General features: G+C 70.6%; 26 protein-coding genes, 1 tRNA gene and 1 pseudogene. 3 read left to right on the forward strand and 25 right to left on the reverse strand.

The window, feature by feature from the left end:
• Positions 1-136: 136 nt before the first annotated feature.
• Positions 137-361: pseudogene (locus tag BJP40_RS25520) on the forward strand (fatty acid--CoA ligase); the annotation flags it as partial.
• A 174-nt stretch (positions 362-535) separates the two neighbouring features.
• Here BJP40_RS25520 and BJP40_RS33785 read toward each other — a convergent pair.
• The 4 genes from BJP40_RS33785 to BJP40_RS25530 form a co-directional block, all read right to left on the reverse strand.
• Entirely contained in the window at positions 536-982 is a 447-nt protein-coding gene (locus BJP40_RS33785; protein WP_143066028.1) for a hypothetical protein, read from the reverse strand.
• A gap of 94 nt (positions 983-1,076) precedes the next feature.
• On the reverse strand, positions 1,077-1,517 hold the full coding sequence (locus BJP40_RS25525; RefSeq protein WP_177204480.1) for a hypothetical protein: 441 nt from the start codon (positions 1,515-1,517) through the stop codon (positions 1,077-1,079).
• Positions 1,518-1,602: 85 nt separating this feature from the next.
• Positions 1,603-1,687 (reverse strand) — tRNA-OTHER (locus tag BJP40_RS34605).
• Positions 1,688-2,310: 623 nt separating this feature from the next.
• A complete protein-coding gene (locus BJP40_RS25530; RefSeq protein ID WP_071282686.1) occupies positions 2,311-2,547 on the reverse strand; it encodes a hypothetical protein in 237 nt (78 codons plus the stop codon).
• 500 nt (positions 2,548-3,047) lie between these two features.
• Here BJP40_RS25530 and BJP40_RS25535 point away from each other — a divergent pair, with 500 nt between their 5' ends.
• Positions 3,048-3,875 carry a helix-turn-helix transcriptional regulator gene (locus tag BJP40_RS25535; RefSeq protein ID WP_071282878.1) on the forward strand — a complete coding sequence of 276 codons (828 nt, stop codon included), beginning with the start codon at positions 3,048-3,050 and terminating at the stop codon, positions 3,873-3,875.
• Positions 3,872-4,087 (forward strand): DUF397 domain-containing protein, encoded by a 216-nt coding sequence (locus BJP40_RS25540; protein ID WP_071282688.1) that lies wholly within the window; start codon positions 3,872-3,874, stop codon positions 4,085-4,087. The genes BJP40_RS25535 and BJP40_RS25540 overlap by 4 nt, the downstream gene beginning before the upstream one ends.
• Positions 4,088-4,178: 91 nt before the next feature.
• On the opposite strand, the gene BJP40_RS25545 is transcribed toward BJP40_RS25540, so the two are convergent.
• From BJP40_RS25545 to BJP40_RS25635, 21 genes are all read right to left on the reverse strand, one after another.
• Entirely contained in the window at positions 4,179-4,442 is a 264-nt protein-coding gene (locus BJP40_RS25545; RefSeq protein ID WP_071282689.1) for a hypothetical protein, read from the reverse strand.
• Complete coding sequence (locus BJP40_RS25550) at positions 4,439-4,699, reverse strand: hypothetical protein (protein WP_071282691.1); 261 nt, start codon at positions 4,697-4,699, stop codon at positions 4,439-4,441. The genes BJP40_RS25545 and BJP40_RS25550 overlap by 4 nt, the downstream gene beginning before the upstream one ends.
• Before the next feature lie 62 nt (positions 4,700-4,761).
• Positions 4,762-5,823, reverse strand: coding sequence for a peptidoglycan-binding protein (locus BJP40_RS25555; protein WP_071282692.1), 1,062 nt, complete (start codon positions 5,821-5,823; stop codon positions 4,762-4,764).
• 73 nt (positions 5,824-5,896) lie between these two features.
• Positions 5,897-7,393: a collagen-like protein gene (locus BJP40_RS36125; RefSeq protein WP_071282694.1), complete on the reverse strand. Its 1,497-nt coding sequence runs from the start codon at positions 7,391-7,393 to the stop codon at positions 5,897-5,899.
• Between the two features lie 99 nt (positions 7,394-7,492).
• Positions 7,493-8,218, reverse strand: a complete 726-nt coding sequence (locus tag BJP40_RS25565) for a hypothetical protein (protein ID WP_071282696.1) — start codon at positions 8,216-8,218, stop codon at positions 7,493-7,495.
• Positions 8,218-9,309: a hypothetical protein gene (locus tag BJP40_RS25570; RefSeq protein ID WP_071282698.1), complete on the reverse strand. Its 1,092-nt coding sequence runs from the start codon at positions 9,307-9,309 to the stop codon at positions 8,218-8,220. The genes BJP40_RS25565 and BJP40_RS25570 overlap by 1 nt, the downstream gene beginning before the upstream one ends.
• Positions 9,310-9,332: 23 nt before the next feature.
• Positions 9,333-10,316 (reverse strand): H-type lectin domain-containing protein, encoded by a 984-nt coding sequence (locus BJP40_RS25575; RefSeq protein WP_071282700.1) that lies wholly within the window; start codon positions 10,314-10,316, stop codon positions 9,333-9,335.
• An 11-nt stretch (positions 10,317-10,327) separates the two neighbouring features.
• Positions 10,328-11,212, reverse strand: a complete 885-nt coding sequence (locus BJP40_RS25580) for a phage tail domain-containing protein (RefSeq protein ID WP_071282702.1) — start codon at positions 11,210-11,212, stop codon at positions 10,328-10,330.
• Between the two features lie 2 nt (positions 11,213-11,214).
• On the reverse strand, positions 11,215-13,266 hold the full coding sequence (locus tag BJP40_RS25585; RefSeq protein WP_071282704.1) for a hypothetical protein: 2,052 nt from the start codon (positions 13,264-13,266) through the stop codon (positions 11,215-11,217).
• 55 nt (positions 13,267-13,321) lie between these two features.
• Positions 13,322-13,444 carry a hypothetical protein gene (locus BJP40_RS35935; protein WP_256220821.1) on the reverse strand — a complete coding sequence of 41 codons (123 nt, stop codon included), beginning with the start codon at positions 13,442-13,444 and terminating at the stop codon, positions 13,322-13,324.
• Between the two features lie 77 nt (positions 13,445-13,521).
• Positions 13,522-14,001: a hypothetical protein gene (locus tag BJP40_RS25590; RefSeq protein ID WP_143066029.1), complete on the reverse strand. Its 480-nt coding sequence runs from the start codon at positions 13,999-14,001 to the stop codon at positions 13,522-13,524.
• A 2-nt stretch (positions 14,002-14,003) separates the two neighbouring features.
• On the reverse strand, positions 14,004-14,471 hold the full coding sequence (locus tag BJP40_RS25595; protein WP_079171459.1) for a phage tail tube protein: 468 nt from the start codon (positions 14,469-14,471) through the stop codon (positions 14,004-14,006).
• A gap of 11 nt (positions 14,472-14,482) precedes the next feature.
• A complete protein-coding gene (locus tag BJP40_RS25600; protein WP_071282710.1) occupies positions 14,483-14,905 on the reverse strand; it encodes a minor capsid protein in 423 nt (140 codons plus the stop codon).
• The gene (locus BJP40_RS25605; RefSeq protein WP_071282880.1) at positions 14,898-15,251 is read right to left on the reverse strand and encodes a minor capsid protein; all 354 of its coding nucleotides are present in this window, start codon (positions 15,249-15,251) and stop codon (positions 14,898-14,900) included. Before BJP40_RS25605 ends, BJP40_RS25600 begins: the two co-directional genes overlap by 8 nt.
• Positions 15,248-15,562, reverse strand: a complete 315-nt coding sequence (locus BJP40_RS25610) for a hypothetical protein (protein WP_177204481.1) — start codon at positions 15,560-15,562, stop codon at positions 15,248-15,250. The genes BJP40_RS25605 and BJP40_RS25610 overlap by 4 nt, the downstream gene beginning before the upstream one ends.
• The gene (locus BJP40_RS25615; RefSeq protein WP_071282712.1) at positions 15,559-15,948 is read right to left on the reverse strand and encodes a hypothetical protein; all 390 of its coding nucleotides are present in this window, start codon (positions 15,946-15,948) and stop codon (positions 15,559-15,561) included. The genes BJP40_RS25610 and BJP40_RS25615 overlap by 4 nt, the downstream gene beginning before the upstream one ends.
• 2 nt (positions 15,949-15,950) lie before the next feature.
• Entirely contained in the window at positions 15,951-16,139 is a 189-nt protein-coding gene (locus BJP40_RS33790) for a hypothetical protein (RefSeq protein ID WP_071282714.1), read from the reverse strand.
• A gap of 2 nt (positions 16,140-16,141) precedes the next feature.
• Positions 16,142-17,149: a major capsid protein gene (locus BJP40_RS25625; RefSeq protein WP_071282716.1), complete on the reverse strand. Its 1,008-nt coding sequence runs from the start codon at positions 17,147-17,149 to the stop codon at positions 16,142-16,144.
• Positions 17,150-17,166: 17 nt separating this feature from the next.
• Positions 17,167-17,805: a hypothetical protein gene (locus BJP40_RS25630; RefSeq protein ID WP_071282718.1), complete on the reverse strand. Its 639-nt coding sequence runs from the start codon at positions 17,803-17,805 to the stop codon at positions 17,167-17,169.
• Positions 17,806-17,926: 121 nt separating this feature from the next.
• A complete protein-coding gene (locus BJP40_RS34610) occupies positions 17,927-18,097 on the reverse strand; it encodes an Rmf/CrpP fold protein (protein ID WP_177204482.1) in 171 nt (56 codons plus the stop codon).
• Between the two features lie 5 nt (positions 18,098-18,102).
• Positions 18,103-20,355, reverse strand: a complete 2,253-nt coding sequence (locus BJP40_RS25635) for a phage minor capsid protein (protein WP_079171460.1) — start codon at positions 20,353-20,355, stop codon at positions 18,103-18,105.
• Position 20,356: the final 1 nt, after the last annotated feature.

The raw sequence follows: 20,356 nt of genomic DNA on the forward strand, positions 1-20,356 counted from the left end.
CCCGGCCCGGCAGGACGCGTATTCGCTGCGGCGAACTTACTCCCAGGTAGTGACATACCGCTCGGTATGGGCGCAGAATCTGCACACCCACCTGGCTACCGCCGCGTAGCGAGCCGCGCCCATTCGGGAGGACGCCGTGCTGAGCACCATGCAGGACGTACCGCTGACCGTGACCCGCATCCTGCACCACGGGATGACGATCCACGGGAAGTCGCAGATCACCACCTGGACCGGTGATCCGGACGCCCCGCGCCGCCGCAGCTTCGCCGAGGCCGGGGCCCGGGCGACCCGGCTCGCGGGCGCCCTGCGCGACGGCCTCGGAGTCGCCGAGGGCGACCGTGTGGCGACCCTCATGTGGAACAGGGTGTCCAAAACACGCGGGGGCCCCTTGGGCGCCTGACCTGGGGTGATGCGCGGTAGGGGCAGTAAGCGACCCCGGCGCTTGTGGTCATGGCGCCGGGGTCGCGTGTGTTGCGGACCGCGCCGCCCCCTCGGAGGGGGCGGCGCGGGGCCAGGGGGCGAGTAGGGCCTGCTTCTACGGGAGATGCTTGTTGGACAGCAACTCTCGGGCCTGTTCCATCAGGTTGGGGTCCTCAAAGGCGAAGCGCCCTGTAACCAGGGAGGAATAGCCGCCAAAGGTCGGAGAAGGGCCTTCGAGGGTTGCTGACCACTCGGTTTCTAGTTGCCACTTCGCGTTCACGTGCATGTGTCCTGGCTTGGGAATGATGCGAGAGGCGTGCCCCGTATTGATCAGCCAATACGCCGCTGCCGGCTTCCCCCACTCCCCTATCTTTCCGTGCCTTTCAGCAATCCGCCTCAGATCTGCGTCAGGGATCTCGGGATAGGGGACATACCCAATTACGGCTGTGCGGTTGCCGGCGCCAGTGGAAGCGTGAGCGAGAATGCAGACCGTCCGCTCTTGCCAGTCGTACAGTAAGGGGAGGGCGTTGACGCGCCCTTCGCCGGTAATGAGCTTACCCATGTGCTTCCTCTGCTGCGAAAGGGTCCGGGTACGCGTTCTGCGTACCCGGACCCTACCGGTACTGGGGGACGCCTACTTGGCGTCTGCCGCTACGTCAGCAGCCGCCGTCGCCGCAGCAGGCCGGGGGGTTGCACTCGCCAGCCGTGCCCCACATGGTCGGGACCACGGCGAAGCCAGCAGCCTTGATCTTGCCGACCACATCGGCCATGAGCCCCTTCGTCCGCACCGCGGCGCTCGGCCGGTGGTGGAGGAAGTAGCCGAAGTGCTCGTTGCACCAGTCGGCGTACTCCTCGCTGTGCAGCATGAACGTGTGCCATCCGGGGTCCACGACCTTGCTCGGGGACATGGTGTCGCCGGATCGGGTGGTGCCCATCACCCACAGGAGGGCAAGGGCCTGGTCCATGATGAGGGCGGCCGTGCCGCGCTCGTACTGGTACTCCTCGGCGCAGAAGTCCGTGAGTCGGTCGAACAGGGCGGCCGACACGAGGTCTCGGCCCTGGCGCAGCTTGGCCGGGCGTTCCAGGGTGACACTCATGGGATTCCCTTCGGTTGGGTTCCTTGCGTGCACTTGCAGGTCACCCCGGAGGAACGGAACTCCACCGTGGTGCAGGGGTGACCAGTGCCCTTGCCCGGAATCGAACCGGGCTCTCCGCGCGATGTGAAGAGAGCAGGTGCGCGGGCTCTACCTGGCTGAGCTACGAGGGCTTGGGCGGGCACGGTCAATGACTGGCACGCCCGACATTGGGCAGTCCGCTGGAAGACTGTCGCGCTGGTGGACAGCGAGGCGACCATGTCTATCGACATAAACCAGCCGCCTACAGAGCAGGCCCGGACACCGAAGTGAGACGACTGCGCCTGTCCAGAAGTCCCGATGTACCTGATGCAGCCACCCCAGGTCGGTAGGGCTGTTCGTGATCTCAATGAACCGGGCCATTGGTGTCCCTCGGTGGGGCCCGCCCCCTCCCTAGGGGGAACGAATTGGTGGGGGAAGCCAATTCGGGACTCGTCCAGGGAGGGGGCGGGAGCCTAGTACGGGCCGCGTGCGGCGACGCCAATGACGAATCCGCACGAGCCGCTGATCATGGCAATGAGAAGGGGGCCCGCGAAGGCGGCCACGGAGTGCCACGGCCGATGCCGGCGCGACTTATGGCGTCGTTTCGTGGTCTTGGATGTCTCGCATCGCTCGCACCCTCTGAGGCACGGGGGGTGCTTACTGCCAGGTGGCAGGTAGACAACGCCAGACTTCACGCTCATTGCTCCTCCGTACGAAGTCCACCACCCTTCGGGGCTCCCTTCATACGGCGTTCCTTCGAACGGGTCAGGCTCCATCACCACTCCGTCTGCCTGTAGGCCCGTGCCGCGGGCCCCAGCGCCGTCGACATGGGGACGGACTCCAGGTTGTCGGGACTGGCGTCCCACTCTCGCCCGCCGCCCGGCGGGCGGAGCTGGACGTAGCCGCCGATGCGACCCATGACGAGCCCTACACGCCCGGTGGACGTGTCGCGTACGGCTTCCCCCACTCCCCATGGCTGCGGGTACTTCTGCGTGGTCTCGGGGGCGCTCACGCCGCCCCCTCAGCGGGGGACCGGTGCGGGTGTGCCGCGGTGATCGCGCTGTAGCGTCGGACGCCTTCAACAGTTTGCTGAATGCGTGCCGATGTGCGGCCTCGGTGGGCCGCCCGGCAGATGCGACAGCCGGGATGCGCCACGGGCTCAAGGCTCGGCATGAACACGGCTGGTGCCGCCTCTCGTGCGGTCACCGGGCCACCTCCTTATGAAGATCTGTCCGCAGCGCCTTTGCGGTCCTGTCGAGCATCCACGCCGTGTGGTCCCGCATGAGGGCGGGGATGTCGAGCCAGTCCGGCCGCGTGGGTAGGGGCGGCACAGAACAGCACGAGGACGGGACGCCATCCGTCGGCGCGTGCGTGGTCGGTGCGGGTCTCATGGTCGGCCCTTTACTGCTGTCCGTAATTGCGTACTCACAGCATGGGCAGACGCGGCTACGCTCACTAGACCGGAGCTTTGGACATCGCCAACTGTCCAACGATCAAAGGGGGTTCGATCTGGTGAGCGTCGAAAACGAGAACGATCGCGTTGCTGACCCGTCCGCTTCACCCCTGGCGCACTTTGGCCATGAGGTGCGCATTGAGCGGGAGCGGCTAGGCATGTCCCGCAAGGAGCTGGGAGCCGAGGCGCACTGCGGGTACTCCCTTGTGGCGAAGATCGAGGCCGGGGAGCGTGTTCCGGGGTTGGACTTCGCGGAGGCATGCGACCGAGTGTTTCCGAACACTGGCGGCCGTTTCGTTCGGCTCTGGCCGTTGGCCCTGCGGTATGCCTTCCCGCCGTGGTTCCGGCACTACGTGGAACTTGAAGCGAAGGCGACCGTGGTGAAGATGTTCCACCCCACGTTGCTCCCGGGGCTCGTGCAGACGCGGCCGTACGCAGAGGCGGTCTTGCGTACCGGCCGGCCGACGAACCTTGAAGATCTGGTGACGGCCCGCATGGGGCGGCAGCGCATCCTCACCCGCGAGGAGAATCCGGCGCGCTTGTGGTTGGTGCTGAACGAAAGCGCCCTTCGCAACCCCGTTGGTGACGCTTCGATCATGCGTGCTCAGCTGAACCAACTACGTGACCTGGCCGAGACTCCGCGGCATCGGGTGCAGATCGTCCCCCAGCGCAAGGCGAACAACCTCGTGGTCAGCCCCTTCGGGCTGTTGGCGTTCAGGGAGGGGGCCGACGTAGTGCATGTGGACGGCTTCCCGCGGGGGTACATCCTGGCTGACGAAGGAGACGTTGCGGCGGCGCAGGATGCCTATGATCTTCTGACCGCCATGGCCGCGCCGCCGGATGAGACGGCAGACATGATCGACACCATTGCGAAGGACTTCCCATGACGCTCAACCACAGAGCCCCTGACCCCGACTGGACCAGTTCCAGCTACAGCCAGAGCAACGGCGGAGAGTGCATCGAGTGGGCGCCCGGCCACGCGCGGGCCACGGGTGAGTTCCTGGTGCGGGACAGCAAGAATCCGGGCGGCCCTCGGCTGAGGCTGACGCGTTCGGGCTTCGCTGGGCTGGTGGAGCTGGCCAAGCGCGCCGACGTGTAACGCCCTCTCTCGGGTGTCGCCGGTACCGTCCGGTGCAACGCACAAGAGCGCCCCCCGTACGGCCACCGAACGGCCTTACGGGGGGCGTTGCTTATGCGCGGGTGGCGAGCTGCCAGAGGGACAGGGCGAGGCCGGACACGGCGACCAGGGCGGCGACGGATGGGAGCGGCCATCGGCCGCGTTCGAGGGTGTCGAGCCGCTGCTCGTGGTCGGCGAGGGCGCGGTCGGTCTGGTCGCCGCGCTGGACAAGTAGAGCGAGACTGCCGTCGACTCTGGCGAAACCGGCAGTCATGGTGCCGCGCAGCTTCTCCAATTCGACGGCGACGGACTGGTCGGGCGGGGGCGGCTGGCTCACTGGTCACCGCCGGCGTCGTCGTCGACCAGGCCGAGGCCGACCCGGTCGAGCAGGGCCTCGACGACGGGCGAGGCCATGGCGCGGGCGGCGATGCCGGCGACGGCGGCGGCCGAGGCGGCGGCGCCGACCAGCCACGGGGCGGCGACGGCCAGGGCGTCGGAGTCGGCGACGACCGCGGCCAGGGCGGGTACGACGGTGACGACCGCGGCGGCCGTCTGAAGCGCGGTACGGATGGCGCGCTTGGTCTTCGGGGTCATGGGGGGTTCCTCTCGGAAGTTGGGTGCGCCGCGCCCGGCGCGGTGCTGAGCGGGCGCGGGGGTCAGGTGAACAGGCGGCGCCACGTCTGCGGGCCGGGGTAGCCGTCGGCGTCGGAGCCTCGCCACCCTTGGGAGCGCTGGAAGTCCTGGACGTTGCGACGGTCGGCTTCGCCCCAGCGGGGGCCGGGGCCGCGGTGGTAGTGGCGGCCGTAGCCCTTGGCGACCAGGCGCTCGCCGAGCATGGTCACGTACCGGTTGTTAGCGCCCGGCCGGAACTTGTCGCGGCCGGGGAACGCGGGCTCGGCCTTGGCCGGTGCCTTGCCCGGGAGGGCGCCGAGCAGGCGCCGCAGCGACGTTTCTCCGGGCACGCCGTCGGCGTCGGCTCCGGTGTAGCCGAGGGAGCGCTGATAGGCCGCGTACGCCGCGGTGTCGGCATCGGTCCACGTAGGCCCGGGGCCGACCCTGTAGGGGGCGCCGAATCCAGCGGCGACCAGGGCCTCGCCGACGCGGGTCACATGGGGGCCGTGCGCGCCGTAGCCGTACTGCACTCCATTGATGGTGGTGCGGTAGCGGGCGATGCTCGGCACGGTGCCGGACGTGCCGCCCTGCGGCGCGGTTCCGTCCGCGGGCTGCTCCGTGGCCTTGACCGGCATGCCAGCCCGCACCCATGCGTACAGCTTGTCGCCGGGGCACTGGGTAGCGATGCCGTCGCGGTGGCCACGCTGGGCGAGGGTGCGGCCGGTCTTGCGGCACGCTTCGTCGTACAGGGCACGGCACGCGGCGAGGGCGGCCTCGCTCGGCTCCTGGTCGCCGCCGACGGCGATCTGTACGCCAATCCCGGACACGTTGTGCCCGGGGCAGTGCGCGCCCTTGCGCTCCCACCCGCGGCCCTCGTAGACGGTGCCGGCCTGGTCGACGACGAAGTGATAGCCGATGCCGGCCCACCCCTGAGCGTGGTGCTGCGCGTCGATGGCGCGGGGGATGGCGTAGCCGGTGCGGCCGATGTGGTGCGCGCCGTCGTAGTGGACGAAGAATTCGCGGCGGTCGCTGAGTGGGACGTGGGCGGGGTCGCCGTTCCACGGCTTGGCGCCCCACGTGGCACGGCTGATGATCTCGACGGGCATAGGGGTGTCTCCAGACATGAAAAAGCGCCCGGCGCAGTGCGCTCGGGCGTGTGGAAGATGGGGCGGGCGGGGGTCAGACGATGGCGGCCCAATAGCAGGTCGTCGACTCAGCGAAGGCGCCGGCTGTGAGGGTGGCGGGCAGGCTCGTGAGGCTGGTGGAGGTGGTTTGCCGCCACCGGTGTACGCCGCTCGACGACGCGCCGACCGCGCCCGACGTTGTCGAGGTCGAGCCGCCCCAGTTCGTCGCCGCGAGGAAGGGCGTCGCTGTCGTGCTGCCCTTGATCAGGATTGCTACGTAGTAGTGGCCCGGGGCGAGGCTGACGGGTGCGGACATGGTGATGGGCGCGATCTGCCCGCCGACGTTGTGCACTTCCGGAAGCTGGGACAGGGCGGGGCCGGATGTGGCGAGGAGGGCGAGTTCCGCGCTGTAGATGCCGAACTCCGCGGCGGTGGTGGTCGTGTTCGGCTTGTCGTAGCCCATGACGTGCACGGCGATCTGCGACACCGTGCGCGCGGTGCGCAGGGGCACTCCGACAAGGTAGAGGCGGCCAGCCTGCGCGGGCATGTCACCGGGGGTGCGCGAGTGCGCGTGAAGGTCGTAGGCCCATGCACTCAGCCCGTAGTCCTGCGGAAGCCACGTTCCGGGGGCCGCCTCGACGGCGATCACGGACTCGTCCTTCTGGCGGATCTTGAGCCTTCCGCCCTCGCTGTAGAGGACGCAGCCGCTTGGCGTACTGGTGGGGATGGTGAGGGTGTCGGGGAAGGCCAGTACGCCCCCGCCGCCGCCGGCGAGGCTGGTGGACGACCCACCTAGCCGAACGTTGGGGAAAGAGCTGGTCGCCGTCGTGGCCATGCCGCCGTTGAGTACGCCGCCCGTGCTCGGGTACGCCCCGACGGCGGCGGCGTCGAGGACGATGTCGGCCGCGGACTGGCCGTTGACGGACTGAACGATGCCGGGGGCTCCGGCCGGCCCCGGTTCGCCCTGGGGTCCGGCGGGTCCCTGGGGTCCGGCGGGCCCTTCGGGGCCGGTAGGTCCCTGCTCGCCCTGGGGGCCCTGTGGCCCCGGGGCGCCCTGTGGTCCTGCGGGACCGGCCGGGCCGGTGTCGCCCGTGGCGCCCTGGGGGCCGACCAGGGACGCGAGCCACTGCTCGGCGGTGCCCTGATAACCGGCCTTCACCGCGACCTCGTACGCGCTGTCGCCGCGTACGGCGACGTAGGCGGGGGTCGTGGGGTCGGTCGGCGCGATGTCCGCGATATCGACCGCGGGCGTCTCCATAGGCAAGAGGATCTGATAGGTGCGGCCGGTGGCCACTCCTGCAAGCTGTTCGGCGACGCTGTATGACCAGCCGGCAGGGTTCATGCCGGGGGCGTCGGTGGCGGGCAAGCCGACGGCGAAGGCGCCTTGGGCGTCGAGCGGCGCGATGACCGGGCCGCCGAGGATGACGTCAGAATCGGGGAAACTGACCAGGGCGGGGGCCCGGAACACAACCTGCCCGGTGAGGGGTGTGCCGTCAGGTAGGAGGTACCGGCCCGTGACTTGGACCGTGGGTATCGACTCGGGAAGAGCCATCGGCGGATGCCTCCATCGTGGGCGGGAGCATGGTCAGGGGGTCGTCGCCGGGGGCGGGCATGGCGCCGCTTGACCCGGGGTCCGGTTCGGTGGGCGCGGTCACTGCGGCGCCTCCTCGGCGGTGAACGTGTTGCGCGTGTACATGCCGAGGAAGTTCGTTCGGATGGTTCCGGAGCCGCTGATCACGTTGTGCTTCACCCGGTAGTTGCGGTGCTGGAAAAAGCTGCTGCGAACGGGCTTGGTGATCTCGCGGTAGGTCCAGCCGTTCGAGGCGGCGGCGGTCCACTGCTCGATCACGCCGTCGTCGTCCTCGACCTGCACATTGGCGGTGACCCCGGCTGGGGTGTAGGTCTCGATGGCGCACCACAGGACCGGATTCATCAGCCGCGAGGCGCCGACCCATGCGGTTGAAAGCGTGGTGCTGCTGGTCTGCATGGCGCTCGTCGGCTGCATCGGGATCGGGATGGAAGGGCGGCCGAGGAAGTCGTCAGCGTACGCGTCATCCATGGCGATGACTTCGCCGCTGCGTGACCACATGCGGATCATCTGCGCGGTGCTGAGCACGTCGTCGCCGACGGTCAGAGCCGCGGTTCCTTGCTCGCGGCCCAACCCGACGCCCCAGTCGCCTTCGGGGGTCTGGCCGACAATGAACGTCTTCACGCCGCCGGGCGTCTTGGCGAATAGTTGCCCACCCTCGCCGATCACGACGTCGCCGCTGAGCACCTGATTGAGGGCGGGCCGTATCTGCGCGCGGCCTCGCAGCTGCTTGACCTCCCGTTCGAGGGCGTTGATGCGGTCAAGGAGGTCTTGCGGGACGTGCGGCACTAGGGGGCCTCCAAGTACAAGCGGGCCTGTTCGGGGCGGGTTCGGTCGGGTGGGGTCAGGGACATGCCGACGACTCGGTATCGGGCGTCGAGGGTGGTGGGGTGCCATAGGTCCCGAATGCGGACGCGCACCGTGGCGCCGAGCAGGGCGGGGCTGATCGCTCCGCCGGGGCGCACAGTGATTTCCGGGATCGTGACGGGGGCGCTTGCTGCGGCCTGGTCTGCGCGGGCGTACGCGTCGAGCGTCGCCTGTTTCTCAACGGTGGTGTAGTCGCTGGAGCCGTCGAGCCGTGGCCACCCGGCGTCGAGATCCGCCTCGTCGACGAGAACGGGACTGGTCAGGGGGAAGCTGTCGGCGGCCTGGTTGCGGTTGATGCTGGCGCCTCGTGACTGCCACGCGTTGGCCTTCACGGTGGCGTCCGTCGGCCACGTGTAGGACATGATCGGCCCCGGGTGGTCGAGCACCACGTCGGCGGCGCCGGCCCGGATGACCGGATGGCCTAGCTGAAGCTGTTTGATGCGGCGGCCGGTGGTGTCGCGGTAGGACGCGATGCGCCACTCGAAACCGTCCTCGACCGCGGCGAGGGCGTCGAGGAGATCGCCGATCGTGTGATGGTCGTAGCGAGAGAACGTGCGGTCGCGCAGGATGCCGGACGGGGTGGCGTCGTAGGTGATGCCGATGTCGCCGCCCGGGGCTGACTGGGCGTAGTCCACAAGTCCCCGCACGATGTCGAACTGGTCGACCTGCTGGGCTTCCTGCGTGTCGTACAGGATGCGCCGGTATAGATAGGACTCCCACCCGCCGGCCTGGATCTGCGCGCCGAGGAATCCGCGGGCGTCGCTGGCCACGTTGAGCGTCCACAGGATGCCGCCCCACCAGACGTCGCGGCCCCGCTCGACCCACAGGCCGGTACGCCCGGGGACCAGGACGCGGCGCGCGCGTTCGGCGATCTCGCGGTTCGGGACGGACACGGTTCCAGCGAGGCGGCCCACCTTGCCTATGTAGTCGTCGAGGCTGAGGTCGGTGACGGGCAGGGTGTCGAGCACCTGATCGGAGCGTAGATCGGTGAAGACGATCCGGTAGGCAGTCACGACTCACCCCCTGGCGCTGCGGGTCACGGGGTGGCGAATGCGGCCCATCCGACTTCGACGCCTGACCACGCCCCGGCGACGTCACGGAAGCACCAGAGCGTGAACGCGGTCGCGCTGATGTTGTAGGCGCGTACGTGCCACTGGCTCGTTTGCCCTGCCGCGGAGTTGATGTTGACGAACACGGTGGGCGGGGCTGCGAACGGCGTCGTGAACGTGATGGTCCGAAGGTGAGAGGTGGTGCTCGAAAAGGTGACGGTGGCCTTACCGGTCTCACCCGCGTACGTCTTGTGGGTCTTGACCACAAGCGAGCTGTCGGTCTTCAGCGTGGAGGCGGCGGAGCGGTAGAGGCGTGCGTCGCCGAGCTGCACCTGTCCAGCGTTGCCGAGCCGGATCGTTGGCTCCCACGCGGTCCCGGTGAACCGTTCAAGAATGCCGGTGTCGCGCCACTGCCCGGCGTGGGTGCCGTCGAGAGCGCCCGGGGCGATACCGCCCACGGCCACGGTGTACACCCGGCGGTCTGTAAGCGCCGTGGTCCAGTTGATACCGCCGGTACCGGCAGACGTCCCCGCGGGCACGGTGACGTCCCACAGTCGCAGCGTGGCCGGTGGGAGGGCCGGCGGGGTCGGTGTGGCGCTCGCTTCGCCCTGCACGATTTCGATCGTGGCGAGGGTCTGGCCGAAGGTGTCGAACAGTCCGTCGTACACCCGGGCGACGACGCTGTCGATGCGGCCGAACTGGGCGCTGCCGTCGGCGAACGTCAGCGTCTCCGGGGCGGTCACGGCGACGGGATAGGCGCCTTGCGCGGCGGTTCCCTGAACGACTGCCCGACCAATACCAATCTGAAGTTGCATGGCGGCGGTGCCGGTGGCGGCGAGGGGGTCACCACCGGGGATCACGCCGCTTCGGGTGGTCAGTTCGCCGGCGGGGGTCATGGTGCCGACGGGTACGGCGCGGGTGTCCTCGCGGGTCTGCCCGGTCGGCGTCAGCCATCCTGCGCGGACGGTCACGGTGGGTCTCCTTACCAGTAGGCGGCGCGGTAGCGCACGGTGGCGGACGCTGCCGGATCGGCGCTTCCGGGGGCGGCGCGGTAGAGCAGCGTCGAGGCACCGGGCGGCAGGGTGAACGTGTTCTCTGGGGCGCTGCGCGCGGTCGCGGTGTACAGCCGTGAGGCATGCCCGTTGAGGGTGACGGCGCCCGCGCGGGTGTCGATGGCGAGCACATCGCCGGCCGCGAGGGGCAGGTCGTATTCGAGGATGTCGCCCGTGGTGGTGTTGGTGATGCTCGGCAGGTCGACGGGGCCCCGTATCTCGATCACCGGGTGTGTGGCGCTGTTCCCGCCGTTGTGGACGGTCATGGCCCCGGTGCTGCCTGGGGCGCCGAAGGAGAGCGGGAAGGCGAGCGGGAAGGCGAGGCCCGGCTCGGGGGCGGGGAGAGTCGCCGTGGCGGTGTGCTCGACCAGGCCGTACCGGCGCGGGTCGCTCGCCTCCCACTCGATCGCCCCGCCCAGGATGGTCCCCAAGCCGTAACCGGCCTCGACGGGAAGGGCCCGGCGGGTGCAGCGGGCCCACACCAACCGGGGGCCGCGCTCGTCCAGCCACACGGCGAGGGGCTGCTCGTCGTCGACGGGCACGGTCGCGGCTTCCAGCGTCTCGACTACCTCGCCGATCCGCGACCGAGGTGCGCGCACGACCAGTCCCTCGACCCCGACCGTTCGGACCTGCGCGAAGAACTGGCCCGGGATGGCACCGTGGGCGGCTGGCCGCGGCACGGTCCCGGAGTCGAGCGCGGGCAGTGCGCCCCAGCCGGTCAGGGCGCGCCATCGGTAGGGCGTGTGGCGCCCCATGAGCAGGCGCCCGTACTGAAGCTGCCCGGGGGCGGTGAGCAGGTCACCAGGGGAAGCCATCGTCACCCCCTCGCCTTGGCGAGCCACTGAAGGGCACGCGCGTTGTCGTCGGGGCTGCCGTGGTCGGCGGCGTGCCAATGCTCGATCTGCACCAAGGCGCCGCTCCCCGAGGCTGGCGCGAAGGGGGAGCCGTAGGCGCCCGCGCCCGCGTACGCGGCGGTGAGCTGGGGCGCGGTGGGTGGGGCGACAAGGGTCCGCATGGCGCGGTCGACGGCGCCCCGGCCACCCTCGATGCCCTTGACCACGCCCGCGGGAATCCACCGGCCGATATCGCGCGCCATGACCTTGGACGGCGATGCGATACCGAGGGCCTTGGCGATCGGCCCCGGGATCATGTTCCGGGCGAAGCTCATCAGCTTGTCCTTCAGCCACCCGCCCATGCGGGTCACGCCGTCGGCCAAGCCGCGCACGATGTCCTTGCCCTTGTCGACCAGGAGGGACCCCAGGTCGCCGAGCGCTGAAACTGCCCGTCCGGGAAGCCCCTTCAGCCACGTAAGGAAGTCGCCGGCCTTACGCACGGCGGAGTCCTTGAAGTCGGACAGGGCGGTGCGCGCGCGGTCGGCGAGCTGCCGCGCAAGCGGAGACAGCGCGTCGTACGCCCGCCGCGGCAGGCCGGTAATCCAGTCGATAGCCGCGTCGATGCCGTCGCCGACCCACTCGGCGAGCTTGTCGACTGCCTTGCCGACTAGTTCGGCGGCGTTCTCGACGGCCGTGCGGGCAAGCTGCCATGCCTTGTCGAAGTCGCCTTGAAGGAGGGCGACGATGGCTTGGAGGATCGGCAGGACCACGGAGGTGATCACCTGCGCGAGGCCGTCGGCCAGGATCTCGGCGAGCTTGCCCACCAGGCCGATCAAGGGCTCGATGATCGGTATGAGCGCGTCGAGTGCGGCAAGCAGCAAGTCGCCGATGACCGGTACCAGCGGCGCCAGGGCGGTCATGATCTGTCCGAATGCCTCGCCAAGGGTGGTGAGGAGCGGCTGCACCGCGGTCAGGAGGTCCGCGAAGATCGGCAGGACCGCGGCGACCAGCTGCCCCAACACGGGCAGGAGCGGCGAGACGCCCTGAAGCACCAGGCCGAAGGTCTGCGCGAGGGCGGCCAGGACCGGGCCCAACTCGCCGATGATCGGCACCAGGGCATTACCAAGCGCGCCGATGAATGTCTGAAGCGGCGGGCCGAGTGCGGCAAGAGCGGGGCCGAGCGCGTCGGCGAGACCGGAGACGACCGGGACCAGGGCGCGGGCGACCGAGGTAAGGACCGGGCCGCCAGCCTCAGCGAGGGTGCCGATCAGGCCGCCCAGCGCGGGCAGGATCTCGCCGACCGCGCCGAGCAGACCGCCCAGTCCTTCGGCCGCGCCGTCGGAACCTTCAGCAACGCCTTCGAAGAATCCGCCGATGCCCTCGCCGACCGCGCCGAGGCCGGCCGACAGGGCATCGACGACGGGGCCTGCGGCCTCGACCGCGGCGACCAGTCCGGGCATGGCGCCCTTGGCCAATGCGCCGATGCCGTCGACCAGCGGCTCGACCAGCGGGGCGACGCCCTTGAACAGGGCACCGAGGTCGGGCGCGAGGTCGTCGAAGATGTCCCGGAGCTGACCCGCGGCGTCGACGAAAGGCTCGACCAGCGGCTCGGCGAGGTCCGCCGTCGTCGACTTGACGTGGTCGGCCAGACCAGAGAACGCGCTCTTAACCTGCTCGTTCTCGGCGAGGACTCTCGCGCCGAGGCCGATCACCGCCAGCGGCACGGCGGCGAGTGCACCGCCAGCGACCACCGCGGCCCCGGACAGGGCGAGCGTCGACGTCCGGGCGGCCCCGAGTGCGGAGCCGACACCCGCGAGGTTGCGCTCGGCGCCCTCCGCGCCGTTCCCGATGCCGTCGCCGAGGGCCGCGCCCATCGCTGCGCCTTCGGCGACGTAGCGTCCCCGAAGATCCCGCAGACGCCCCTCTGCGTCGCGCTGAAGGCCAGCGAGGGCGGCCTCGGCGCGGTCGACGCCCTGCTCGGCCCCGGACGCGTCGAGGTCGATGAAGCCGACCAACTCGCCGACGGTGAGGGACATGGGTCACCCCCCATCGGCGCCCCGCAGGCGCGCTATGTAGTTGTCGTGGTGCTGCTCACCTGCTGGTGAGTCGTGCGATCTCGTCGGGGTCCGTCACGACGCGCGGCGTCGACTGCCACGCCCGGGCGAACCGGGATTCGGCGGGCAGGCCGCCCAGGCACACCAGGAACTCGCGCACGGTGAGCCGTGCGACCTCTGCGGCGGTGAGTTTGTACTCGCGGCGTAGGTCGGCCTCGACGGCGCCCCAGTGGCGGACTACCGCCGACCAGAGTTCGGCCGCTTCCCCTTGCCCTTCGGCCGGCTCTTCGGCCTCGGCCTGGTCGTTGCCGCTCGCGCTTTTCCCTTGGCGGCCTCGCGCTTGTCGTACTCGGCGGCGGCCTGCTCCATGCTCAGGGACCCGGGCGAGGCGACGTTCGCCGTCGCCCACATCAGGACGATGCCGAGCTGTCGGTCGTCCATGCCGTTGTCTGCCCAGTGGTTGACGGCGTCGGGACCGAACAGGGCGGCGAGCAGGCGGCTTACGTCCTCTGGGTTGGTGCTGTGCATGACGCGGTGTAGCTGGAGCACGTACAGCGCGGGCAGGGACGGGGGGAGGATGTAGGTCCGGCCGAACAGGCGCAGCGGGACACCACGGGGGCGCGGCTGCGCCTGCTCAGCAAAGAACGCGTCGAAGTCGGCGACGTCGTCGCCCTGCTCGACGTCGAGGTCGAGGGCCTGGTCGTGGTTCTCGGTCACGATCACGCACCCCCGTCCGGCACGACGGCCTCAGTCGTCGGGGCGCCGCAACGGGTGAACGTCGCGCCCCAGCTCACTTTGGCGTTGTGCTCGCCACCGTTCTCACCCGGGCTCATCGTGCATTCCCACACGGTCCACTCGGTCTGTGTCCGGTGTCGGTAGCGCATTCGGCCGCGCGACTCACTGCCGAACCGGTACGCCCAAACGTTGTCGACGTAGTCCTGTCCGGGGTCGCGGAGGGTGCCTGTCACGGCGTACAGGCCGGACACCTCCAACGTCGCGCCCCGCTGCATCACGTCCTGTTCGTGATAGCCCTCGCTGTCGTTGGTCGTGGTGTCGGCCGTCTCCTCGTTCTCCGAAGGGTTGTAGGTCCAACTGTTGATGTTGGGCAGGCGGTGCCATACGGGCGTTGTCGGGGTCGTGTCCTCGACCTCGAAGTACCACCCGCGGGCGTCGATGGGGCGTCCCACGGTGGGGCCTCCTATGCGGTGCGGTGGGTGCTGGGGGACGACACGTCGAGGTCGAAGTTCACGACGTGTTCATGGCGGCCCTGGGCGTCTGCGCCCATCGGGCCGGGGGTGCCACGGGCGGCGGCGAGGATGAGCCACGTTCCGTCGGGGAGGTCGACCCCGGCGAGGCCGTGTAAGGCGCGGTAGATCGCCCACGCGCGGTCGCGCGAGGTGCGCGGGTCCGGGCCCCCGCGTACGCGCACCTGTAGCCGCACGACGTCGTAGGCGTTGCGCGCGTCGGGGGCGCCGGCGTCGTACAGGGACAGGCACACGGCGGCGGCCGGGTCGGCGGGCATGCGCTCAACGAACGTGTCGCCGGTCTTACCGGTCGGGTCGTAGTCGAGCAGGCCGAGGCCGTCGAGCAGGCGGGCGGCGCCGTCGGTGACATCAGCCACGGAGCGACCTCCGCACCTGTGCGGCGATGATCTCGGCGACCGTGGCGGCTTCCTCGGCGAGGGGCCTTTCGAGGTACTTTGCCGTGCGCCCGGCGTCGTGGCGGTAGGTCAGTTCCTCGTGTTGCCGGACGGCATACGGGGTGTCGTAGCTGACGGCGGCCGTCAGGGACGACTCGTCAACCGTGGCGACTCCGGACCGTTCGAGGGCCGCCTCTTCAATGGGGACGATCCGCCGGGACTCGGTGAGCACGTGCTCGGCTGCGAGGCGTAGGCCGCGGGCGCCGCCGGCCCGGGTGCCGCGGAGCGCGGCGGCCCCGTTCCAGCGGAGTCGGGTTCGCTGCGTCACGCGCACATCACCTCCGTACAGTCCGGGGTCGGCAGTCCGGGCGCGGTGTGCTGGGCGGTGCTGATCGCCTTCGTGATGCGGCCGGACGGGAGGGTGATACGGGATTCGGCCGGGCAGTCGAGGCCGGGCTCGGCGATGATCTGCGCCGTGCTGGTGACCTCGACGCCCTCGCGGTTGCGGGTGACCTTGGTCGTCTCGGCGACCAGGGCCCGGACCTCGACGGGCGGGCGGTAGGTCGGACCGTACGCGCTGTCGCCGTCGTACGGCTCGACGGTGACGCGGTGGCGCAGTAGCCACCCGGGGACTCTCACCAGATCACCCCCGGGAGCAGGCCGGACAGCATCAGGGCGCGGTGTGCGCGCGGTGCGAGGTCGACATCGCCCGGGGCCCGCGGGTCGTCGCGGCGGTCGCCGAGCGACACGGGGCCGATTGAGACGCTGCCCCATCGGACGGACGCCCCGGTGCCGTCGTCGCCCGTGGCGAGCTGGTACTCGACCTGGGCGCACGTCGCGTCGGCGAGGGCCTGCACGACGGTCGGGTCGGTCGGCATGCCGGCGGCGGTCGTCTCGTAGAACGCGCACAACAGGGCGGCGTCGACGTCTCCGGACGCGCGGGCGAGCAGGCGCTCGGCGTCGGCCGGGGCCGGCTGCCCGGTCCACGCGGCCAACTGCTCAGGGGTCGCGTAGACACGGAGCACGGTTACTCCTTCGGTGTCTCGGTCTTGGCCGGGGCCTTCCGCTTCGGCGCGGTGTCCTCGACGTCGTAGCCGTGCCGCTGCGCGTAGGCGATCACGGCCGGGTCGTCGGTCTCGGCCCGGCCGTCGACGAAAGGCAGGCCGGCTACGCCGCGCCCGGTGAATCCCTTCACAGGGGTGTGAATGACTGACATGGTCAGCTCACCTTCAGGTTGCGGAAGACGGTCGCCGCCTTCGTGGCCTTGAGCGCGACCGCGACGGGGCCGAGTTCGACCTCGCCGAACTTGACGGCGCCCGGGGTGTCGAACTGGGGGAGCCACTGACGGACGACGGTGCCGCCTATGCAGGCGACGCCGTGGAAGCCATCGAGGCCGACGCGGTACGCGTACAGGTCGGTAAGGCCGGTCACACCGGTCTGCGCCCCGACGTCGCGGGTCTCGATCGGAATGATGGGGTCGTTCGATCCGGCCTTGTCGCCCGGGTCCGCGAACACCACGTCGCCGTACTGCTCGCGGACGATCGGGCGGCCATTCGGTCCGAGCAGGCCGTCGACCGGGTTCCGGGTGTACATGCCGGCGCGGCGCGCGGCGGCCCGAACGCGGGCAAGTGCGCGCTGGTTGCCGAGGATGATCGTCGGCGATCCGTCGAGCAGGGAAAGCCACTCGTCGATGGCGTCGAGGGCCTTGTGTTCGGCGCGGGGGTCGGTGTCGAAGTCGGTCCAGTCGGTGACCTGGCTCGCGCGGAACTCGGTCGTGGAACCGGCGAGGGCCTTGTCGAGGCCGTCGAAACCGTCGGCGTCGACGGCGGTGTCGCCGTTGATGACGGTGTCCTGGAACTGAGTCCGGGTCGCCTTGATCTTCTGCTGCATGTTCAGCGTGACGGCGCCGGACGCGGCCGGACCGATTCGGGCGACGACGCGATCGACGCGGAAGCTACCGCCCATGACGGCGAGGTCGACCGTGTACCGCTGGGTCTGCACTTCGCTCGCGGTGTACTCCGAATTGATCGCCCGGAAACCGGCGGTCGGCTGGGTGATCAGACGGCGGTACCCGTAGGTGAGGGTGTCGCCGCCGTCGGCGGGGTTGACGACATCGGCGAAGGTGAGCGAGTCGAGGATCGCGGATTCCTTGCGGAACTCATCGATCACGGCGACGTCGACGTCGTCCTGTGCGTTGTTCTTCGCCTCGGCGAGGGTGACAGGCATGGGTGCTTACTCCTGGTTCAGGCGCCCAGACGGGCGGCGATGGCGTCGTGCAGCGATCCGGGCTTGCGCTCGGGCGGGGTGGCGCTGCCGAAGTCGGCGCCCCCGCGGGCGGGGCCGACGGCGGCGGCAAGGTGGGGCTGTGCCTGTACGGCGGCCTTGATCGCTTCCGTGACGGCGGCCTGGTCGGTCGGGTCGACCGCGTCGAGCGCGGTCATGGCGGACTGCGAATCGAGCAGGGCGGCCACGTTGGCGCCGGCGCCCGGTGCGGCCCGCAGGACGGCGGCCTGAACCGCGGCGGTTTTGGCCTGCTGCTGCGCCTGGGTGAGCTGCCGCTGCGCCCACTTGGGGAGCTTGGACAGGTCACCCTCGGCGGCCTGCTCGGGCGCGGCCGGGGTCTGCTGCGGCTGCTGGGGGGCCTGCTGCTGGGCGTCCGCGATGAGCCTCTGGGCCCACTCGGGAAGCGCGGACACGTCGCCCTCGGTCGGCTGTTCCGGCGGGGTCGGCGCGGAGGGGGCGGCCGGGGCCGGCGCGGGTGGCGGCGTGGTGGTCTGCGGCTGCTGCGGCGTCGAGCTGGTGCTCGGCGCGGGCGCGGCCGGGGTCTGCGAGGTGCCGGTCGAGGCCGGAGTCGAGGCGGGTGCGGGCGTCGGGGTCGACACGGTGTCCTCCTGGGACGCTTCGGGGCGGCGGGCTTCTGGTGGCGCCCGGCCGGATGTGGACATGCGAAAGGGGGCCCGCTCGGGCGGGCCCCCTTTGAGGTGGTGCTGCGGTGTTCGGCTGTCAGTCGTCGACGTCCTGGTCGGCGGTGGGGCGACGCTCGGCGTATCCGCGTATCCACGCGGTACTGAGCGTCGAGGTGAGCGGGTAGGGACACGCGGTCGGCGGGTCGCCTCGGTCGCCTGCCTCGCGGCCGGCCGTGACTGCCCTCACGATCTCCTCGCGCGTGCCCATGGGGATCACCTCTTGTTCTGCTGGTCCGACTCGTTCTTGCGGGCGCCGGCGGCCCATCGCTGCGCCTTGCCGGTCACCTGCTCGATGAACTCGGCCTGAGTGAGCCGACCGTGTTCCTTCCACCACTCTTTCAGTTCGTCCGACGCGCGCGCGTACGCGATGCGTGCGGGCCCGCTGAACAGGGTCTCGGGACGGATGCCCGCGGCCTCCGCCTTCTTGTTGAGCAGGTAGCCGCGGCATGCGTCCTCCGCGGCGAGGTACTGGCGATACACGTACTCGTCGTAGAGGGCGCGGGCCTCGGCGCGGGTGATCCTGTGCCGCTCGTCGTGGTCGTCGTCGTCCCCGTACAGCCTGGCGGCGGCCTGCTTCAGGTCGTCCCAGAATCCGGAGTCGGTGTCGTCGAGGGCCTGGTCGTCGGCGAGGGCTCCCCACGCGGCAGGGTCGGGCGTGGTGCCGCCCATGGCCTCGGCAAGGGCGTCGCGGTCGGCGAGCAGGTCGTCGACGGCGTTTCCCGTGGCGGCCGGGGCCGGTAGGGCGACGGCGTCGCGGCGGTCCATCTCGGCGGCGATCCGCAGTAGTTCGGCCTCGGTGGCGTACTGCATGGCCCATGCGAGGGCGTCGTCGCCGATGCCGGACAGGTCGTCGAGCAAACGGCCGGAGGGGAAGAGCGCGGCGAGCATGTCGCGGCGGTGCGCCTCGGCGGCGAGCTGGTCGACGTCGTCGAGGTCGTGCTCGATGGCGTGCCGTACGCGGGCGGCGAGGTCGTCGTCGGACAGGCCGACCAGATCCGGGCGGACGCCCGGGAGTCGGGCCGCGGCGTCGCGGCGGTCCATCTCGGCGGCGATCCGCAGGGCGGCGGCGTCGTCGACCAGGCCGAGCACGCGACCAAGTTCGTCGTCGCTGAAGGGCGTCAGATCGTCGGCGAGGATGCCGCCTGGTGCGGCGCGGTCGAGCAGGGCGGCGAGGTCGCGGCGGTCGGCCTCGGCCTCGATTCGGCGGCGGGCGCGGTCGTCGAGCAGGTTGGAGCGCATGGCGGCGGCGAGGTCGTCGTCGCTCATCGCTCGTACGCTGGCGTCGTCGCCGGACCACACACGGGCGGCCTCGACCTGCTCGGGTGTGGCTTCGGCCCGGCGCTCGGGAAGGTTCCCGGCCCCGGGCTGCTCGCGGGTGCGGTTGCGCCGTAGGTCGGGGTGGTCGGCGAGGTGCTGGCGCATGGCGCCCTGCCACTGGCGCACCTTGGCGCGGGCGGCCCGCTTCGCCTCGGGGGTGACGGCCGCGGCCTCGCGGCGCTTCCACTTTCGTATGGTCCGCTCGATCTCGCGCTGACGCTGCCCAGCGGCGTACCCGTCCGGGTCGCTGGTCGCCTGCTCGATCTGAGTAAGGCCGGGCGAGTAGAGGCTCACGGAGTGCCGGCAATTCGGGTGCTGCAACCCCCGGGCGCGGGCTTCTTCGAGGCTACCCGCGACGCGAACGGGCACCATACGGCCATCCTCGGTGGCGTGCTCGACCTCGACCGTACGCGCCCCCGCGGGCCCACTGATCGCCAATACGCGGCCTTCCCACGGACGGCACAGGGGGCACTCGCGGGGGGCGTCGCTGACGACAACCAGTTCAACCCCGGCGTCGGCGAGGGTGCGCATGTGTGCCTCGGTCGCGGCTCGGGCGGTCGCCGTCCTCACGGCCATCTCGGCGTAAGAGCTGAGCTGCCAACGGCGGCCGGCGCGGTCGACGAACGCCCGAATGCCGCGGTCGGCGAACGCCCGCATGGCGTCCTGCGTGGCCTGCCGGCGGGTGCCGATACCGAGCAGGGGTGTAGCGGCGACGGACGCAACGACGGCTCGGAACGTGTCCACGACGGCCCGCAGGATCGACCGATGGGTCGCGGTGACGACGTCGACCGCTTCCTGTGCGAGGCGGTCGACGGCTTGGGCGTTCGGGGTGCGTTCGTCGACCAGGGCGCGCGCTGCGTCGGACAGGGCACCCAACTCGGCAACCGCGGCGCGGTGCCCGACGTTGTACGCCTCGGCGACCGCGTCCCACACTTCGAGCTGTGTTGCGCGGCCCAACTCGTCGACGACGCTCTGTGCGGCTCGCTTGAGCTGCTGCACGGCGGCGAGCTTTGCCTCGACCCACCCGGGCGCGTCGAGGCCGGCGGCGAGCTGGCGCGCGATGATGCCGAGTAGGCGTTCCTCGGCGCCTGCGTACAGGTCCCGCGTCTGCTCGGCCAACGGCTCGACCATGCCCGGGTGAATCGGCATG

Origin of the sequence: Streptomyces sp. CC53 (assembly GCF_001865245.1) — a bacterium.
GTDB lineage: Bacteria > Actinomycetota > Actinomycetes > Streptomycetales > Streptomycetaceae > Streptomyces.

What these genes read in the sequence shown, in the direction of transcription:
- BJP40_RS33785 (WP_143066028.1), bottom strand. Translation starts at nt 982, where the DNA reads ATGGGTAAGCTCATTACCGGCGAAGGGCGCGTCAACGCCCTCCCCTTA.
- BJP40_RS25525 (WP_177204480.1), bottom strand. Translation starts at nt 1,517, where the DNA reads ATGAGTGTCACCCTGGAACGCCCGGCCAAGCTGCGCCAGGGCCGAGAC.
- BJP40_RS25540 (WP_071282688.1), top strand. Translation starts at nt 3,872, where the DNA reads ATGACGCTCAACCACAGAGCCCCTGACCCCGACTGGACCAGTTCCAGC.
- BJP40_RS25550 (WP_071282691.1), bottom strand. Translation starts at nt 4,699, where the DNA reads ATGACCCCGAAGACCAAGCGCGCCATCCGTACCGCGCTTCAGACGGCC.
- BJP40_RS25555 (WP_071282692.1), bottom strand. Translation starts at nt 5,823, where the DNA reads ATGCCCGTCGAGATCATCAGCCGTGCCACGTGGGGCGCCAAGCCGTGG.
- BJP40_RS36125 (WP_071282694.1), bottom strand. Translation starts at nt 7,393, where the DNA reads ATGGCTCTTCCCGAGTCGATACCCACGGTCCAAGTCACGGGCCGGTAC.
- BJP40_RS25580 (WP_071282702.1), bottom strand. Translation starts at nt 11,212, where the DNA reads ATGGCTTCCCCTGGTGACCTGCTCACCGCCCCCGGGCAGCTTCAGTAC.
- BJP40_RS25585 (WP_071282704.1), bottom strand. Translation starts at nt 13,266, where the DNA reads ATGTCCCTCACCGTCGGCGAGTTGGTCGGCTTCATCGACCTCGACGCG.
- BJP40_RS33790 (WP_071282714.1), bottom strand. Translation starts at nt 16,139, where the DNA reads ATGTCAGTCATTCACACCCCTGTGAAGGGATTCACCGGGCGCGGCGTA.
- BJP40_RS25625 (WP_071282716.1), bottom strand. Translation starts at nt 17,149, where the DNA reads ATGCCTGTCACCCTCGCCGAGGCGAAGAACAACGCACAGGACGACGTC.
- BJP40_RS34610 (WP_177204482.1), bottom strand. Translation starts at nt 18,097, where the DNA reads ATGGGCACGCGCGAGGAGATCGTGAGGGCAGTCACGGCCGGCCGCGAG.
- BJP40_RS25635 (WP_079171460.1), bottom strand. Translation starts at nt 20,355, where the DNA reads ATGCCGATTCACCCGGGCATGGTCGAGCCGTTGGCCGAGCAGACGCGG.